The following is a 17,389-nucleotide window of genomic DNA, read 5'->3' on the forward strand; positions in this document are numbered from 1 at the left end:
TGAAAAAACCCGGCCGAGGCCGGGTTTTTCGCATTCTGGCTTTCGTTCGGCGAACGCAGCTCAGGGCAATGGCAATGCCGTCGTTTCCTTCAACTGATCGAGTACGAAGCTGGTTTTGACGTCCACCACGCTCGGGTGCACGAGCAGTTGCGTCTGCATGAAGCGTGAGAAATGCGCCATGTCGCGCACATGCACGCGCAGCAAGTAGTCCATATCGCCCGCCATCGCGTAGCAGCCGACGACTTCCGGCCACGAATCGACGACGCTGCGGAAATGTTCGATCACCGAACCGCCCTCCCCGTCGCCCGGGTGACGCTTGTCGAGTCGCACGTTCACATAGGCCAGCAGTCCGAGCCCAAGCCGTGTAGGCTCCAGCAAGGCGACATAGCCGCGAATCACGCCAGCCTCTTCAAGGCGACGAATGCGACGCAGTCACGGGCTCGGCGAGAGCCGCACCTGTTCGGCGATTTCGAGATTGGAAAGACGCCCGTTGTTTTGCAGCAAGGCGAGAATCCGCCGGTCGATCTTGTCCAGTTCCAGCTTTGACATACCCCCTCCCTGTTATTGGTATTTATGCGCAATATTATTGCGCATAAACCCACTTATCAGGAAGTTGGTGTCAAAAATGGTCAGTTACGAGAGATTACAGCGGATGAGAACCGAGAAAGAGGGCAAGAAAAAGGCGCTCGCCGCTTCCGGCTGCGCCCTATGTCCTTCAAACAACTGAGGGTTCTGAATGGATCGCCGACGTAGCCGTTCGGCGGTCGATTCGAGTGGATCGGGCCGATGGGATTATCGGCGCTGGAATTCTCGCGGATCGATCGTGCGCTGGTCGAGCGGGCCTTGGTAACGCTGCGGCGTTTGAGTGGTGCGCTGCTGCGTGATGGGGGTCGGTACGGCCGTCTTGTCGCGCGCCAGTTCATCGGCACGGGCGACGCTCACTTCCAGGGTCAGGAACGAAGCGGAAACCAGCAGGAATTTGGCGATGTTTCGTTGATTCACAGTGACTCCTTCTTACGTATCGCTTTGTTGTTGCTGCGTGCTTTCACAGCACGCTATGAATGTGCCTGAGCGGACGATAACGGCTTTGTCACGCAACGGGTAACGCATTAGTGCACATTCTGCCTGCTGCGTTCCCGTTCGCCCCGCACCGTTACACGTTGTTACCCCCGTGTCAGAAGGCACCGACAAGCGTACGGTTGCCGACATAATCGCGACACAATGCCGTCATTTTGAGGAGGATTCCTAAAGCGAGGAAGCGGCTCAATGCCGCACCTGTCGCTTATATTGGGGGGTGTCCGATCGGAAGACCAGACAGGGTTTACGCCAAACGTCTTACGTTTACGTAAACGTCATAATCCTCGCTATACTGCCGTCGATCGGCAACCCATGGAACGTCACCGCCACCGTCATCCGTCGTCAGGCAATGGCATGACACCGGTGCTACCATGAGTCCGACTGGCATCAGCATCACGAAAAAAGGCCCCGCCCGACGAGTGACATCACGAATGTGAGCCCTCGGAAGCGCAAAATCAAAAGGCCGGCATTCACGCTGCCGTCCTGCTTCACGAGAGCGGGAGGGGCAGGAAGTTTTGGCGATCCCAAAATCAGTGAGAGTGAGGAGCACACCCCATGAACGCCCCCGTCAATCCGAGCTTGCTGGCCGCACTAGAATCGGTCACGCTCGACGACAAATACACGCTCGAGCGCGGTCGCGCTTACATGAGCGGCATCCAGGCCCTGGTTCGACTACCGATGTTGCAGCAGGCGCGCGACGCCGCTGCCGGGCTCAGCACCGCAGGTTTCATCTCGGGCTATCGCGGCTCGCCGCTGGGCGGTCTCGACCTCTCGCTATGGAAAGCGAAGCAGCACCTCGCCGGTCATAACATCGTCTTCCAGCCGGGTCTGAACGAAGACCTCGCGGCCACGGCCGTGTGGGGTTCGCAGCAGGTCAATCTGTACCCCGCGAAGTTCGATGGCGTGTTCTCCATGTGGTACGGCAAGGGACCGGGCGTCGACCGTTCGATGGACGTGCTCAAGCACGGCAACTCGGCTGGCTCGTCGAAGCACGGCGGCGTGCTGGTGCTCGCAGGCGACGATCACGCCGCCAAATCCTCCACGCTCGCACACCAGTCCGAACACGTCTTCAAGGCCGCGGGCATTCCGGTGCTGTTCCCGTCGAACGTGCAGGAGTACCTCGACTACGGTCTGCACGGCTGGGCGATGAGCCGCTATTCCGGTCTGTGGGTCGCGATGAAATGCGTGACGGACGTGGTCGAATCGTCGGCCTCCGTGATGATCGATCCGCACAACGTCGACATTCGTGTGCCGAACGATTTCATCATGCCGCCCGACGGCCTGAACATCCGCTGGCCCGATCCGCCGCTGGTGCAGGAAGCGCGGATGATCGACTACAAGTGGTACGCCGCCCTCGCCTACATCCGCGCCAACAAGCTCGACCGCGTGACGGTCGACTCGCCCAACGCGCGCTTCGGCATCATGACCGGCGGCAAGGCTTATCTCGACGTTTGTCAGGCGCTCGCCGACCTCGGTCTCGATGACGCCACGTGCCAGCGCATCGGCATCCGTCTGTACAAGGTTGGCTGTGTGTGGCCGCTTGAAGCGCAGGGAGCGCGCGCGTTCGCACAAGGGCTTCAGGAAATTCTGGTGGTCGAGGAAAAACGTCAGATCCTCGAATACCAAATCAAGGAAGAGCTGTACAACTGGCGCGACGACGTGCGTCCGCGCGTGTACGGCAAGTTCGACGAAAAGGACGGTGCCGGTGGCGAATGGTCGGTGCCCATGGCCAACTGGCTGCTGCCCGCCCATTACGAACTCTCGCCCGCGCTTATCGCGAAGGCCATTGCCACGCGTCTGGAAAAGTTCGAGTTGCCGAGCGACGTGCGCGAGCGCATTGCTGCGCGTCTGCGCGTGATCGAAGCGAAGGAACAGGCGCTGTCCAAGCCGCGCATCGCCGTGGAGCGCAAACCGTGGTTCTGCTCCGGCTGCCCGCACAACACGTCGACCAACGTGCCCGAAGGGTCGCGCGCCATCGCAGGCATCGGCTGCCACTACATGACCGTGTGGATGGACCGCAAGACGGACACCTTCTCACAGATGGGCGGCGAAGGCGTGCCCTGGATCGGTCAGGCGCCGTTCTCGTGCGACGAACACATCTTCGCGAACCTCGGCGACGGCACCTACTTCCACTCGGGTCTGCTCGCGATTCGCGCAGCGATCTCGTCGAAGGTCAACATCACTTACAAGATTCTGTACAACGATGCGGTCGCGATGACCGGAGGCCAGCCGGTCGACGGCACCCTCACCGTGCCGCAGATCGTGGCGCAGGTCGATGCCGAAGGTGCGGCGAAGATCGTCATCGTGACGGACGAACCCGAGAAGTACGACGGCGTGAAGCTCGTCGGCGACATTCCCATTTATCACCGCAGCGAACTCGACCGCGTACAGCGTGAACTGCGTCTGGTGAAGGGCACGTCGATCCTGATTTACGACCAGACGTGCGCCACGGAGAAGCGCCGCCGCCGCAAACGCGGTGCGTATCCCGATCCGGCCAAGCGTGTGGTCATCAACGAGTCGGTCTGCGAAGGCTGTGGCGACTGTTCGGTGAAGTCGAACTGTCTGTCGGTGGAGCCGCTGGAGACGGAATTCGGCACGAAGCGTCAGATCAATCAGTCCACGTGCAACAAGGACTTCTCGTGCCTGAACGGCTTCTGCCCGAGCTTCGTGACGGTGGAAGGCGGTCAGCTCCGTAAGCCGAAGACGGCACAGGTCGACAGCAGCGGTCTGCCGCCGTTGCCGGAACCGGCACTGCCGACGATTGCGCGTCCGTACGGCATTCTCGTGACGGGCGTGGGCGGCACGGGCGTGGTGACGATCGGCGGCCTGCTCGGTATGGCGGCGCACCTGGAGAACAAGGGCGTTACGACGCTCGACGTGACCGGTCTCGCCCAGAAGGGCGGCGCGGTGACGAGCCACGTGCAGATCGCGCAGCAGCCCGAAGACATTCACGCCACGCGTATTGCCATGGGCGACGCGCGCGTGGTGATCGGCTGCGACGCCATCACGACCGCCAGCGACGACACGCTCTCGCGCGTCCAGCACGGCGTGACGAACATCGTCGTGAACAGCGCACACACGCCGACGGCCGAGTTCATCCGCAACCCGAACTGGCGTTTCCCCGGCGCAAGCACGGAGAACGATATTCGTGCAGCGGCGGGCGAGAACGTCGACTTCGTCGATGCGAACCATCTCTCGCTGCGCCTGCTCGGCGACACGATCTACACGAATCCGTTCGTGCTCGGCTACGCGTGGCAGAAGGGCTGGGTGCCGCTCTCGTACGCAGCGCTCACGCGCGCCATCGAACTGAACGGCGTGGCCATCGAGAAGAACAAGCAGGCGTTCGAGTGGGGGCGTCGCGCCGCACACGACCTCGCCACGGTGCGTAAGCTCGCGCAGCAGGGTGAAGCGCCCGAGTCGTCGGCCACCGGCGGCAAGCTGATCACGCTGCATTCGCCGCGCGCGCTCGACTTGCTGATCCAGCGTCGCTACGACCAGCTCGTCGCGTATCAGGATCGTGCTTACGCAGAGCGCTTCAAGCAGACGGTGGACCGTGTGCGTGCGGCCGAGTCGGCCCTGCCGAACGAGAACGCGCAAATGCCGCTGACCGAAGCCGTGGCCCGTGCGCTGCACAAGCTCATGGCCTACAAGGACGAGTACGAAGTCGCACGTCTGTACACCGATCCGGCGTTCATGAAGAAGCTCCACGAGCAGTTCGAAGGCGACTTCTCGCTGCGCTTCCATCTCGCCCCGCCGTCGCTCGCCAAGCACGACGACAAGGGTCATCTCGTAAAGAAGGCCTACGGTCCGTGGATGATGAAGGCGTTCGGCGTGCTGGCGAAGTTCAAGGGGCTGCGTGGCGGTGCGTTCGATATCTTCGGCAGGACGCAGGAGCGTCGCACGGAACGTGCGCTGATCGGCGAGTACGAGACGCTGGTGAACGAACTGCTGTCGCGTCTGAACGAGCACAACGTCTCGCTGGCCGTGCAACTCGCGGAGCTACCTCAGGAAATTCGCGGCTACGGCCACGTGAAGGAGCAGAACCTCGCCGCCACGCGCATCAAGTGGGCGAAGTTACTCGCACAGTTCCGTGACGGCGATTCGCATCGCGTCGCCGCTTGATTCATCAATACCGACGAAACGGCTGTCCCATGAAAAATCCCGCCAGCGCGTAAGCGACTGGCGGGATTTTTTTATGCGCGTCCGAGGGTGACGCTCACCGGCCATTCAACGACTATCGACCGGTGGACGTCCCCATCAACCGAGCATCAACGCGTGACGTTCGCCGCAGCGACGGCCGTCATGTTGATGATGCGGCGCACGGTCGCGGCCGGCGTCAGGATGTGAACCGGCTTGGCGCAGCCCAGCAGGAACGGGCCCACCGTCACGCCTTCGCCGCCCGTCATCTTGAGCAGGTTGTACGTGATGTTGGCCGCTTCCACGTTCGGCATGACGAGCAGGTTCGCTTCGCCCGACAGACGCGATGCCGGGTAGGCGGCACGGCGGATCGTCTCCGACAACGCGGCGTCGCCGTGCATTTCGCCGTCCACTTCCAGCGACGGCGCACGCGCAGCCAGCAGTTCGGCGGCACGGGCCATGCGCTGAGCGGATGCCGACTTCACGCTGCCGAAGTTCGAGTTCGAGAGCAGCGCCACCTTCGGGGCGATGCCGAAGCGCTCGATTTCCTTCGCGGCCAGCACCGTCATTTCGGCGAGCTGTTCCGACGTCGGCACTTCGTTCACGTACGTGTCGCTGATGAACAGGTTGCGGTTCTCCAGCATCAGCAGGTTCATCGCCGCGTAGTTCTCGACGCCCGCCGCACGACCCAGCACCTGATCGACCACATCCAGATGGCGGTGGTACGTATCGATCATGCCGCAGACCATGCCGTCGGCTTCGCCCAGATGGACGAGGATGGCACCGATCAGGGTGTTGTCCTTGCGCATGGCGGCCTTGGCGACTTCCGGCGTCACACCGTGGCGTGCGCCGAGGTTGTGATACGCCTGCCAGCAGCGCTGATAGCGCGCGTCGTCTTCCGGATTCACGATCTCGAAGTCGACACCCGGCTTGAGCTTCGAGCCGATCTTCTGCAGACGCATTTCCACCACGGCCGGACGACCGATGATGATCGGCTTGGCGATACGCTCGGCCAGCACGAACTGGGCGGCGCGCAGCACGCGCTCGTCTTCGCCCTCGGCGAACACGATGCGGGCAGCGTCGTTACCGAAGCGCGCACGCGCGGCGGCGAACACCGGACGCATGATGAAGCCGGTGCGATATACGGTCGTGCCGAGTTGTTCGCGGTAGGCGTCCATGTCCTTGATCGGACGCGTAGCCACACCCGAATCCATCGCGGCTTGCGCCACGGCCGGGGCGATCTTGATGATCAGACGCGGATCGAACGGCTTCGGAATGATGTATTCCGGACCGAATTCGAGCGACTGGCCTTCATAGGCGCGCGCGACTTCTTCGCTCTGCTCTTCTTCCTGCGCCAGTTCGGCGATGGCACGCACGGTGGCGAGCTTCATCTCTTCCGTAATGGTGGTGGCACCCACGTCGAGCGCGCCACGGAAGATGAACGGGAAGCACAGCACGTTGTTGACCTGGTTCGGGTAGTCCGAACGACCGGTCGCGATGATGCAGTCCGGACGCGCAGCCTTCGCGATCTCCGGGCGGATTTCCGGCTCCGGGTTGGCGAGCGCGAGAATCAGCGGCTTCGTGCCCATCGTCTTGACCATGTCCGCGCTCAGCACGCCCGCAGTCGAGCAGCCGAGGAACACGTCTGCGCCGTTGCTGGCATCGGCCAGCGTACGCGCTTCGGTGGTCACGGCGTAACGCGCCTTGCTCTCGTCGAGCTTGTCGCGGCCGGTGTGGATCACGCCTTTCGAGTCGAGAACGAGAATGTTCTCCTTCTTGAGGCCGAGGTTCACCAGCAGATCCAGACAGGCGATGGCGGCAGCGCCTGCGCCCGAGCAAACCAGCTTGACCTTCGCGATGTCCTTGCCAACGACCTTCAGGCCGTTGAGGATAGCGGCCGAAGCGATGATGGCGGTGCCGTGCTGATCGTCGTGGAAGACCGGAATCTTCATGCGCTCACGCAGCTTCTTCTCGATGTAGAAGCACTCGGGCGCCTTGATGTCTTCGAGGTTGATGCCGCCCAGCGTCGGCTCCAGCATGGCGATGGCTTCGACCAGCTTGTCCGGGTCGTGCTCGGCGAGTTCGATGTCGAACACGTCGATGCCGGCGAACTTCTTGAACAGGCAGCCCTTGCCTTCCATCACCGGCTTGGCGGCGAGCGGGCCGATGTTGCCCAGACCCAGCACGGCCGTACCGTTGGTAATCACACCCACGAGGTTGCTGCGCGACGTGTAGCGATTGGCGGCGAGGGGGTCTTCCGCAATGGCTTCACAGGCGTAGGCCACGCCGGGGGAGTAAGCCAGCGACAGATCGATCTGGTTCGACAGCGGCTTGGTCGGCGTCACCGAGATTTTGCCCGGACGCGGGTTCTCGTGGTACGCCAGGGCGCTTTGTTTCAGTTGTTCATCCATATCTCGATACCTAAGAACTGGGCGACGGCCGGGCCTGTGCCGCATGCGGGCAGCGTCTGGACTCGGCCGTCTTTTGACGGATCACGGCGGGGGGAAGAGCCAACCGGAGGGATTCGGCGATTGTGTCGTCGACGGGGGTCTTCGCAGCGCAATGGCGTGATGACCATCGCTTCCCCGATCCTGAATACCGCGCTCGCGCGCGTCGGACCGTGGGACTTGCGGTGGCCGGTGCTCACCGCAGGACGCAAAGTGTACACCTTGCGCCAGAAGCGTGACGCCGCACGCGCAGCAAGGCTGGCGTGCGGCTGGGAATGCGGTAACGCCTGCCGCAGCGCCTTATAGTTGCGACTTACAGCAATGCTTCGCCGCGACGTTCCGGAATCAGGAACAGCGTCGCGAGAATGTCGAGTACATAGATGCCAGCCAGGAACACGAGCGCCATCTTGAACGAGTACGCCGCCGCCAACGCCCCCACCGTCAGCGGGCCGAAGCCGCCGACCGCACGGCCGATGTTGAACAACACGTTCTGCGCCGTGGCGCGTGCCGCCGTCGGATACAGCTCCGAAATCAGCGCGCCGTAGCCGCCGATCATGCCGTTCACGAACATGCCCATCACCGCACCGCCGATCAGCAGCGCGAACTGCGACTGAAGCTGCGCATAGACGAACACCATCAGGACCGCGCCGATCTGATAGCCGATGAACGTGGGACGACGCCCGAAACGATCGGCCAGACGACCGAACAGCCAGATGCCGAACGCCATGCCCAGCACGGTCACGGCCGTCCACATCGCCGACTTGGTGAGCGAATAGCCGAACGTCTTCGACAGATAAGAGGGCATCCAGATCATCAGACCGTAGTAGCCGAAGTTCTGTACCGAGCACAGAATGGCCACGCCGAGACTCGCGCGCGTGGTCGCGCAATCTTTCACCAGCAGCTTGAGCGGCGCATGTTCGCGCGGCTGTTGCTGTTGGGCGAGGAACATCTCCGGCTCGCCCAGCGTACGACGCATGACGAACGACACGACCGCAGGCAGCAGGCCGACCGCGAACATGCCGCGCCAGCCGATGACCGGCAGCAGCAGCGGCGTGAGCAATGCGGCAGCCAGCACCCCGGCCTGCCAGCCAAGCCCCACGAACGACGACGCGCGCGCACGGCGTTCCGGCGCGCAGGCTTCCGCGGCCAGCGCCATGCCGATGCCGAACTCGCCGCCCAGCCCGATACCGGCGATGGTCCGGTACGCCAGCAGATCCCAGTAGCCCTGCGCCAGCGAGCACAGACCGGTAAATACCGCGAACAGCAGAATCGTCCACGAGAGCACGCGCACCCGGCCGTAGCGATCCGAGAGCATGCCGAAGACGATGCCGCCGACGACCGCACCGATGAGCGTCCACGTCACGAGCGCGCCGGACTGCGCGCTGGAGAGCGCCAGGTCGGCCGCAATGGCCGGCAGGATGAAGCCGAGGATCAGCAGATCGAAGCCGTCCATGGCATAGCCGATGGCTGACGCCCACAGGGCGCGGTTCGCGTAAGCGGTGTCTTGCTTTGCGATGGCGGAGGCCGGTGCGGCAAGGGAAGGCGAGGAATCGTTGGGCATGGGAGTGGTCTGGACCGGTCTGAATTTCGGCGAGAGTGTATGCCTGTCATAAAGGCTCGGCAACTGTCTCTTTTTTTGGACACATCTGTCGGAGATGCCTTTTCATATGCGCCGTGCGCGCACACCGTGCGTATTGGTGCGTCGACGAATGTACGCTCAGTGCATAATTGACGTCGCTTTTGCTGAAACTTGTGGCATAATTCGCGTTTAAGCGCTGGCCATTCGTCGCAAGACGTGCCGCCCGCTGCCTCAGAGGGTGTCCCGTCGCAGTCAGCTGTTCATCTGCGTAGCGTGTTTAGCGCGGTATCGGGCGCGGCACACCGCTGACTCATCAACGACTCCTGGCTGCACGCCGCACGGCGGGCAGCTACGCTAAGGAACCGCATCATGATTGGCATCGACCGCCAGGCGATTTCCGACATCACCGCCAAGATCCTGCTCGAAGTGGGCGCGGTGCATTTCAACGCCGAGAAGCCGTACATCTTCACCTCGGGCTGGGCCAGCCCGGTCTACACCGACTGCCGCAAGCTGATCTCGTACCCGCGCGTGCGTCGTACGCTGATGGACTTCGCAGAGGCCGTCATCATTCAGGACGTGGGCTGCGAGCAGTTCGACACGGTCGCCGGCGGTGAAACCGCAGGGATTCCGTTCGCTGCCTGGATTGCCGACAAGCTGATGCTGCCGATGCAGTACGTCCGCAAAAAGCCGAAGGGTTTCGGCCGCAATGCACAGATCGAAGGCGACCTGCCGGAAGGCTCGCGCGTGCTGCTCGTCGAAGATCTGACGACCGACGGCCGCAGCAAGATCAACTTCTGCAAGGCGCTGCGCGAAGCCGGTGCGAAGGTGAACCACGTGTTCGTGGTGTTCCACTACGACATCTTCCCGGAAAGCCGTCAGGTGCTGAAGGACATCGACGTGGAGCTGCACTCGCTCGCCACGTGGTGGGACGTGCTGCGTGTCGCGAAGCAGCAGAATCACTTCGACACGAAGACGCTCGATGAAGTCGAGAAATTCCTGCACGCACCGGCCGAGTGGTCGGGCGCGCACGGCGGCGCCACGTCGTTCCCGAAGGACTAAATCCTTTGGCCATGTCAGTGGCAACGCACGTAGTATTCGCTTGAGAGGCGAGGACGGTCAGCTCGAAACGGCTGGCCGTTTTTTTATCCGTTGGATGGGCAGGAGGAATCATTCATGTTGGCTTCGGTCGTCGCCATCAGCGTTGGGGCTGCGCTCGGCGCGCTGCTGCGCTGGGTACTCAGCGTGCAACTCAACGCCATCCTGCCGACGCTTCCCCTCGGCACCCTTGCCGCCAATCTCGGCGGTGGGTATCTCATCGGCATCGCCGTTGCCGTGTTCAGCTACATCCCGTCGATCCCCGTCGAGTGGCGGCTGTTCATCGTCACCGGGTTTCTTGGCGGCCTCACCACTTTCTCCACGTTTTCGGCAGAAGTCACCACACTGCTGCGTGAAGGTCAGATCGGCCCCGCGACGCTCATCGTCGTCGTGCACGTGGGCGGCTCGCTCATCATGACGCTGCTCGGCATAGCCACCGCCACGCTGCTCGTGCAGTGGTTGCGTCCGGCGGGTTAATCAACGGATTAGCAGCGCGCCGACGCAGTCCGTCGACGTCACAGCTCACGCCAGCAACATCACCAGCTTGACGTCGTCGTGCCCCGACAGCCGGAACGTCACCTGCGCGAAATCGATGTCGCCGCGCTCGGGGTGATGGAAACCGCGCCGTCCGCCTTCGCGCTCCACTACATCCTGCTGCGACCAGAGCGCCGCGAACACCGGGCTCTCGCGTTGCAACGCATCGGTCAGCGCACGCACCGGCGTGTCGTCCAGATACGCACTGCATTCGGCGCGAAACTCGGCCACGACGCGCCGCGCACGGCTTTCCCAGTCCTGAATCAACGTACGCGCGCCCGCGTCGAGGAAGATATAGCGCAGCAGGTTCTTCGTGCCCGCGCCTCCCGACACGCCCGGCGCATCGAGCCATCCCCGAAAGATGTCGGCCGCCGCCGCGTTCCAGGCGAGCACGTCCCAGCAGCGGTCCAGCGCGTAGGCAGGCGCGGCGACCGCCGCCACCGCCGCTTGCACCTGTGCCGTCGCGTGATGCGGCAGCGGCGCTGCGCCACGCTCGGGATCGCGCTTGCCCGCGAGGTCGAACAAATACGCCCGCTCGGCGCGCGAGAGCCGCAAGGCACCCGCCACAGCCGCCAGTGCCCCGGCCGAGATCGACACCTCCCTCGCCTGCTCGATCCACGTGTACCAGGTCGACGATAAACCACATAACTGCGCGACCTCTTCGCGACGCAGCCCCGGCGTGCGACGACGTCCCATCGGCGGGAGACCGACGGCGGCGGGCGTCAGCCGTTCGCGATGAGCGCGCAGGAAGTCCCCCAGCGCCCGACGCTGACGGGCGTCGTCGCTGTGGGGAGAAGTCGGCGTATGCTCGGCCGAAGACGAGGCACGTGTGGGCATGGGGGTAGTTTTCATACCAGGATAAACAGGCAACTTGTACCGGTATCGATGAGCCATTATCGTGAGACCCATCGATGTCGCGCAAGCCCCTCCCTCCCCCGTACCTACGGAATACACCGGGCAAGACGCGACAGATTGCGCCCCGCCCCACAAACGAAGGAGACTCCCCGTGAGCCACACGAGCGACACCCACCGGTCCAAAGCCAATGCCTCGCATGAGGCGCACAACGCTGTCGTCACCGGCCAGTTCGGCCCGCAAGCATCGGCCTATCTGACGAGCGCCAACCATGCGCAGGGTGCGGACCTGGAGCAACTCGCCGCGATTGCCCGCGCGCACCCGAATGCGCAGGTTCTCGATCTCGGGTGCGGCGCTGGTCACGTGAGTTTCTTCACCGCGCCGCACGTCGCCCGTGTGGTAGCGTACGACCTCTCGGCCGACATGCTCGGCGTGGTGGCGGGCGAAGCAGCCAAACGCGGGCTGGCGAACGTCGACACGCAACTCGGCGCAGCGGAATCGCTGCCCTTCGCCGACGCGTCGTTCGACCTCGTCTTCAGCCGCTACAGCGCGCACCATTGGGCGGACGTCGGCGCGGCACTGCGCGAGATGCGTCGCGTGCTCAAGCCGGGCGGCCGCGTCGTGATCTGCGACGTCGCATCCAGCGGACAGCCGTTGTTCGACACCTATCTGCAAGCGGTGGAAGTGCTGCGCGACACCTCGCATGTGCGCGACTACACGTCCGGCGAATGGCTGACGATGGCGGCAGGCGCAGGCTTCTCGGTGGCATCGCTCACCCCGCGTACGCTCGACCTCGACTTCAAGACGTGGACGACACGCATGCGCACCCCGGAGCCGATGCAGGTCGCCATTCGCGCGCTGCAAAAGGCGATGGCAGACGGCGTGCGACAACACTTCAAGATTCAGGACGACGGCTCATTCACGATCGACACGGTCACGCTCGAACTGATCGTCGGCTGACGACGACGGTCGTCAAAAAAGGGCGCGGCCCGAGCTGCTTCGTTCGTGAAGCCAGCTCGGGCAGCGCCCTTTTGCATTGCGCGTGAAGGCGTGCCGATTACTGCACGCGTGTGGGTCCTTCGTACTCGTCGTTCGCACCGCTGATCTCGGCGGCGTCTGCAAGCAACGCCACGTAGTGACGCAGCGCACGTGCGCGCGCCTGCTCGTACAACTGCGCGGCAATGCGCTCAGCCACGCGCTCGAACGGCGGCATGCGGCCCTTCACGCGACGTTCGATACGCAAGACATGAAAACCGTAACGCGTATTGACGAGCCTCGGCAACACACCGAGCCGGTCGCCGCAGAACAGCACCAGTTCGAACTCCGGCGCGCCGCTGCCCCGCGCGAGCATGCCGAGACTGCCGCCACTGCGTCCCGACGGACAATCGGACATGGCCTGCGCGACGGTTTCGAACGACGTCGGCTCGGCGAGCACGGCATCGAGCGCGGACTGCGCGCGCTCCAGCGTGCTGGACAGCGGCACGCCTGCCGACAAGGCAAACAGGATGTGACTCGCCTGCACTTTGTCGCCCACGCGGAACTGCCCCGCGTGATCGTGAAAATAGGTCCGGCACTCGGCTTGCGTGGGACGACGAACCTGCACGTCGCGCGAGAAGAGCGCGTCGACGACCGCGTCGTCGCTCGCCCCGGCATCCTCGGCCAGCAGGCGCAGATCGCGCGCCCGCTGCCGCAGCAGCTCGCGACTCACGAGTGCGCGTTGCGCCGCCGCTTCCGGATCGGCCGCGTCCCGATGCTGATCGATCTCATCGGCGACGCGGCGTGCGTCGATGACAATACCGTTGACACGCAAAGACATGACGGACTCCAACAAAACGTTCACGGCCTCCGCGCACTCGCCAGCAGCATGCTGGCGAGCCGCTATCTATCGTCAAAGCTCAGTCAGAACTCGTTCTGAATCCGGCGATAGGCGCGCGCGAGCTGCACGTTCGTGCGGCTCACCGATTCGGAGAACTCGCGCGCGTCGACGGTGACCTTCGGGATGGTCGCGAGATCGGTCTCGCGGCTGATATGTGTGGTCGAGGGAATGTAGAAGTTCTCGGGAATATCGCGCCCGTCGATCACGCTGTTGTGCCGCACCACCACGCCGTCGTGCACGACGCAGTTGAACAGCACCGAGTTGAAACCGATAAAGACGTTGTTACCGATCACGCAAGGTCCATGCACGATGGAGCGATGGGCGATGGATGTGTTCTCGCCGATAGTCACACGCGCGCCGTCTTTCGAATGGATCACGACCCCGTCCTGAATATTGGAATTGGCGCCGATCACGACCGGCTCCATCTTGCCGTCTTCGTCGACCTCGTCGGCGCGAAGCACCGCATAAGGTCCGATAAAGACGTTCTCGCCCACGATGATCTGGCCGCACAAAATGGCCGTGGGATCGACGAACGACGTTTCGTGCACCACGAGGTAATCCCCGCGCGGATTCTTTCGCAACATGCTTGAGTCACTCCAGACCACTCGCTCGTACGCCGGACCACGACAGCACATCGCGCAACAAAGCCATACGCGCAACGCGGACTGTCGACGCTGGTCACGCCGGAATACGCCCTGTGGGCGAGCGGGGGAAGGGAAACACGGACGGGCGCCGTGATACAGACTCTCTCACCGCCGCGAACGGTATATCGAAGTTGTAGGCGATGAGAGACGGAAAGGCAAATGTCCGCGATGACGGTGCGGACTCCCGTTGCGCGCCGCACACACCGGTGTGCGGCACGCAGAAAGCTCACTGCAAAACTCAGTGCGTCGGACGCGTTGCCGTCGCCTGGCTGTCGTTGGCTGTGCCGGTCGGGCGACCGCGCCAGTAACCCGCGAGCAGCGAGCCCGAGAGGTTGTGCCAAACGGAGAACAGTGCCCCCGGCAATGCTGCCAGCGGCGTGAAGTAGACCTTGCCGAGTGTGGCGGCCAGACCCGAGTTCTGCATGCCGACTTCGATGGCCAGCGTGCGGCAGATCGATTCGTCGAAGCCCAGCAGACGACCGCCCCAGTAACCGCCGAGCAGCCCCAGTCCGTTGTGCAGAATCACGCCCACCATGACCAGCGGACCCACCGTGGCAATGTTGCCCTGATTCGCCCCGACGACGGCGCCGATGATGAGCACGATCGCCACCATCGAGACCAGCGGGAGAAACCCTTCGATGGCACGCACCACGCGGCCGAAGAAGTGATTGATGAGCAGACCCGCGCCAATCGGCAGCGCCACGATCTGAAGAATCGACAACAACATACCCTCGACGTCCACAGCAATCGAGGCATCGACGTACAAGCGCGTGAGCAGCGGCGTCGCGAACACGCCGACGAGGGTCGACATGGCACTGATGGTGACCGACAGTGCAACGTCGCCGCGGGCGAGATAGATCATGACGTTCGATGCCGTGCCGCTCGCTACGCTGCCAACAAGCACCATGCCCGCCGTCAGATCGGGGGGCATGTGAAGCGCGCGTGCAATGATCCAGGCGGCCAGCGGCATCACCAGATAGTGAAGCACCACACCCGCAACGATGGGGGCGGGACGGGTGAACACACGCTTGAAGTCGTCGAACGTCAGCGTGACGCCCATCGCAAACATCACCACGGTGAGCAGTGCCGTGACATGCGGCGTAATGCCGGTGAAACTGCCCGGCGAGAAGAAAGCGAAGACGGACAGCAGCAAGGCCCACAAGGGGAACAACCGGGTGACACGGGCGATCATGAGATTCTCGGGCGCAAAAAGTTAATATTTTACTTATTTTGCGCAGCGCACTCGCCGGGGCCGACCTGGGGACGCCTGACGGCACCAGCGAAGGCGCAGCTTTGCACTCATTCGCATGCGCACCGGAGCGGGCCTCGCGAAGCCGCCGGGCGGCATCTCTCAAATCCATGCCGCAGCTCAAATTCACCGGAATGTTGAGCTGCGTGCACATCGTCGATGCCTATGGCGAAGCGCTTAATCGCGCTTCGGCTTGCCCATCAGCAGTGCGCCACCGGCACCGTCGCGGCGCGCCGGACGCGCACCGCGCTGGCCGAAGTCACCGCGCTCGCCGCCACCGCTGCCGTTCTGCGGGCGCGGTGCGCTCTGTCCCTGACGCGCATTGCCTGCACCCTGCCCGGCGCGCGCGGGGGCGCGCTGAGCGTCAGCCGGGTTGCCCGCACGCTTCGGCGCCTGCTCACGGCGTCCGGCGGACTGCGCGACGCTGATGCTGTTGCCAGCATTACCACCGTTCCCGCCATTACCACTGTTGGCACCATTGCCGCCCTGGCGTCCGCTGCGCTCGCCTTCGCGACGCGGCTTCGCTTCGCCGCCCTGGCGCGCGCCACGGCCACCGTCACGAGACTCACGCGGCTCACGAGATTCGCGCGGCGCACGTGCGCTTTGACGCGCGTCGTCGCCACCGCCGCTGCGACCACCACGACCACCGCCACCACCACCTGCGCCACGACCGTTACCCTGCTGATTCTGGCGAATCGGCTGCGCCACGGCGTGCGGATCCGGCTCGAACCCCGGAATGACTTCGCGGTCGATGGTTCGCTTGATGAGACGCTCGATTTGCTGGAGCAGTTGATGCTCGTCCACGCACACGAGGGAGACGGCCTCACCGTTCGCGCCCGCACGCCCCGTACGGCCGATGCGGTGCACGTAGTCTTCCGCCACTTCCGGCAGATCGAAGTTCACGACGTGCGGCAGTTGGTCGATGTCGATACCGCGCGCGGCGATATCGGTCGCGACCAGCACTTGCAGCGTGCCGCTCTTGAACTCGGCGAGCGCGCGCGTGCGTGCGCCCTGACTCTTGTTGCCGTGAATGGCGAGTGCGGGAATGCCGCCCTTCGTCAGTTGCTCGGCCAGACGGTTCGCGCCGTGCTTGGTGCGCGTGAAAACCAGCACCTGAAACCAGTTGTGCTCGCGCACGAGATGTTCGAGCAGTTCGCGCTTGCGGTCGCGATCGACCGGGTGAATCTTCTGCGCGACGGTCTCGGCCGTCGTGTTGCGGCGTGCGACTTCGATCAGCGCGGGCGACTTGAGCAGTCCGTCCGCCAGTTGCTTGATTTCGTCGGAGAAGGTGGCCGAGAACAGCAGATTCTGACGCTTCGTCGGCAGCACCGCCAACACACGGCGGATGTCGCGAATGAAGCCCATGTCGAGCATGCGGTCGGCTTCGTCGAGCACGAGAATTTCGATGCCGGACAGATCGACCGTCTTCTGCTGCATGTGGTCGAGCAGACGGCCCGGCGTGGCCACGAGAATGTCGACGCCGCGCGAGAGTTGCTTGACCTGCGGCACCATCGACACACCGCCGAACACGGTCATCGAGGTTAGATGCAGGTACTTGCCGTATTGCGTGACGCTCTCTTCGACCTGAGCGGCCAGCTCACGCGTGGGGGTCAGCACGAGGGCACGGATCGGACGCTTGCCGTTCGCGGCCTGCGCACGCTGGCGCGAGGAGAGCATTTGCAGGATAGGCAGCGTAAAGCCTGCCGTCTTGCCGGTTCCGGTCTGTGCGCCGGCGAGAAGATCGCCGCCTTGCAGAACGGCCGGAATCGCTTGCAGCTGAATCGGGGTCGGCTGCGTGTAACCGAGATCGGCTACCGCGCGCAAGATGTCGGCCGACAGGCCGAGCTTTACAAAAGACATATAAAGACCAATGCGCGGACTCCACGATGTGTGTCCCC

The 17,389-nt window shown here is 63.6% G+C and carries 13 protein-coding genes and 1 pseudogene; 5 read left to right on the plus strand and 9 right to left on the minus strand.

Features of this window, described 5'->3' with window-relative positions; genetic code table 11:
• Window positions 1–60 precede the first annotated feature (60 nt).
• A pseudogene (locus MB84_RS23520) lies at window positions 61–549 on the minus strand (Lrp/AsnC family transcriptional regulator).
• Window positions 550–792: 243 nt separating this feature from the next.
• Window positions 793–1,002, minus strand: a complete 210-nt coding sequence (locus MB84_RS23525; protein ID WP_046290085.1) for a hypothetical protein — start codon at window positions 1,000–1,002, stop codon at window positions 793–795.
• A gap of 630 nt (window positions 1,003–1,632) precedes the next feature.
• Between MB84_RS23525 and MB84_RS23530 the strand changes: the two genes are divergently transcribed.
• Entirely contained in the window at window positions 1,633–5,199 is a 3,567-nt protein-coding gene (locus tag MB84_RS23530) for an indolepyruvate ferredoxin oxidoreductase family protein (RefSeq protein ID WP_046290086.1), read from the plus strand.
• 146 nt (window positions 5,200–5,345) lie between these two features.
• Here MB84_RS23530 and MB84_RS23535 read toward each other — a convergent pair whose 3' ends face one another.
• Entirely contained in the window at window positions 5,346–7,625 is a 2,280-nt protein-coding gene (locus MB84_RS23535) for an NADP-dependent malic enzyme (protein WP_046290087.1), read from the minus strand.
• A 159-nt stretch (window positions 7,626–7,784) separates the two neighbouring features.
• On the opposite strand from MB84_RS23535, the gene MB84_RS30085 reads away from it, so the two are divergent.
• Window positions 7,785–7,967, plus strand: coding sequence for a hypothetical protein (locus MB84_RS30085; protein WP_157122828.1), 183 nt, complete (start codon window positions 7,785–7,787; stop codon window positions 7,965–7,967).
• 7 nt (window positions 7,968–7,974) lie between these two features.
• Here MB84_RS30085 and MB84_RS23540 read toward each other — a convergent pair whose 3' ends face one another.
• Window positions 7,975–9,222 (minus strand): MFS transporter, encoded by a 1,248-nt coding sequence (locus MB84_RS23540; RefSeq protein WP_046290088.1) that lies wholly within the window; start codon window positions 9,220–9,222, stop codon window positions 7,975–7,977.
• A gap of 387 nt (window positions 9,223–9,609) precedes the next feature.
• Here MB84_RS23540 and MB84_RS23545 point away from each other — a divergent pair, with 387 nt between their 5' ends.
• Together MB84_RS23545 and crcB are read left to right on the plus strand one after the other, a co-directional pair.
• Window positions 9,610–10,299 carry an orotate phosphoribosyltransferase gene (locus MB84_RS23545; protein ID WP_039393823.1) on the plus strand — a complete coding sequence of 230 codons (690 nt, stop codon included), beginning with the start codon at window positions 9,610–9,612 and terminating at the stop codon, window positions 10,297–10,299.
• 114 nt (window positions 10,300–10,413) lie between these two features.
• On the plus strand, window positions 10,414–10,812 hold the full coding sequence (gene crcB / locus MB84_RS23550; protein WP_046290089.1) for a fluoride efflux transporter CrcB: 399 nt from the start codon (window positions 10,414–10,416) through the stop codon (window positions 10,810–10,812).
• Window positions 10,813–10,857: 45 nt separating this feature from the next.
• On the opposite strand, the gene MB84_RS23555 is transcribed toward crcB, so the two are convergent.
• Window positions 10,858–11,706, minus strand: a complete 849-nt coding sequence (locus tag MB84_RS23555) for a helix-turn-helix transcriptional regulator (RefSeq protein WP_046290090.1) — start codon at window positions 11,704–11,706, stop codon at window positions 10,858–10,860.
• Window positions 11,707–11,875: 169 nt separating this feature from the next.
• Between MB84_RS23555 and MB84_RS23560 the strand changes: the two genes are divergently transcribed.
• On the plus strand, window positions 11,876–12,682 hold the full coding sequence (locus MB84_RS23560; RefSeq protein ID WP_046290091.1) for a class I SAM-dependent methyltransferase: 807 nt from the start codon (window positions 11,876–11,878) through the stop codon (window positions 12,680–12,682).
• Between the two features lie 97 nt (window positions 12,683–12,779).
• Here MB84_RS23560 and MB84_RS23565 read toward each other — a convergent pair whose 3' ends face one another.
• From MB84_RS23565 to MB84_RS23580, 4 genes are all read right to left on the minus strand, one after another.
• Window positions 12,780–13,538 carry a peptidylprolyl isomerase gene (locus MB84_RS23565; protein WP_046290092.1) on the minus strand — a complete coding sequence of 253 codons (759 nt, stop codon included), beginning with the start codon at window positions 13,536–13,538 and terminating at the stop codon, window positions 12,780–12,782.
• Between the two features lie 83 nt (window positions 13,539–13,621).
• Window positions 13,622–14,182 carry a DapH/DapD/GlmU-related protein gene (locus tag MB84_RS23570; protein ID WP_046290093.1) on the minus strand — a complete coding sequence of 187 codons (561 nt, stop codon included), beginning with the start codon at window positions 14,180–14,182 and terminating at the stop codon, window positions 13,622–13,624.
• Window positions 14,183–14,480: 298 nt separating this feature from the next.
• Window positions 14,481–15,434 (minus strand): ketopantoate/pantoate/pantothenate transporter PanS, encoded by a 954-nt coding sequence (panS, locus tag MB84_RS23575; protein WP_046290094.1) that lies wholly within the window; start codon window positions 15,432–15,434, stop codon window positions 14,481–14,483.
• Between the two features lie 234 nt (window positions 15,435–15,668).
• Window positions 15,669–17,351, minus strand: a complete 1,683-nt coding sequence (locus tag MB84_RS23580) for a DEAD/DEAH box helicase (RefSeq protein WP_046290095.1) — start codon at window positions 17,349–17,351, stop codon at window positions 15,669–15,671.
• Between the last annotated feature and the right edge of the window lie 38 nt (window positions 17,352–17,389).

The organism is Pandoraea oxalativorans, assembly GCF_000972785.3.
GTDB classification, from domain to species: Bacteria; Pseudomonadota; Gammaproteobacteria; order Burkholderiales; family Burkholderiaceae; genus Pandoraea; species Pandoraea oxalativorans.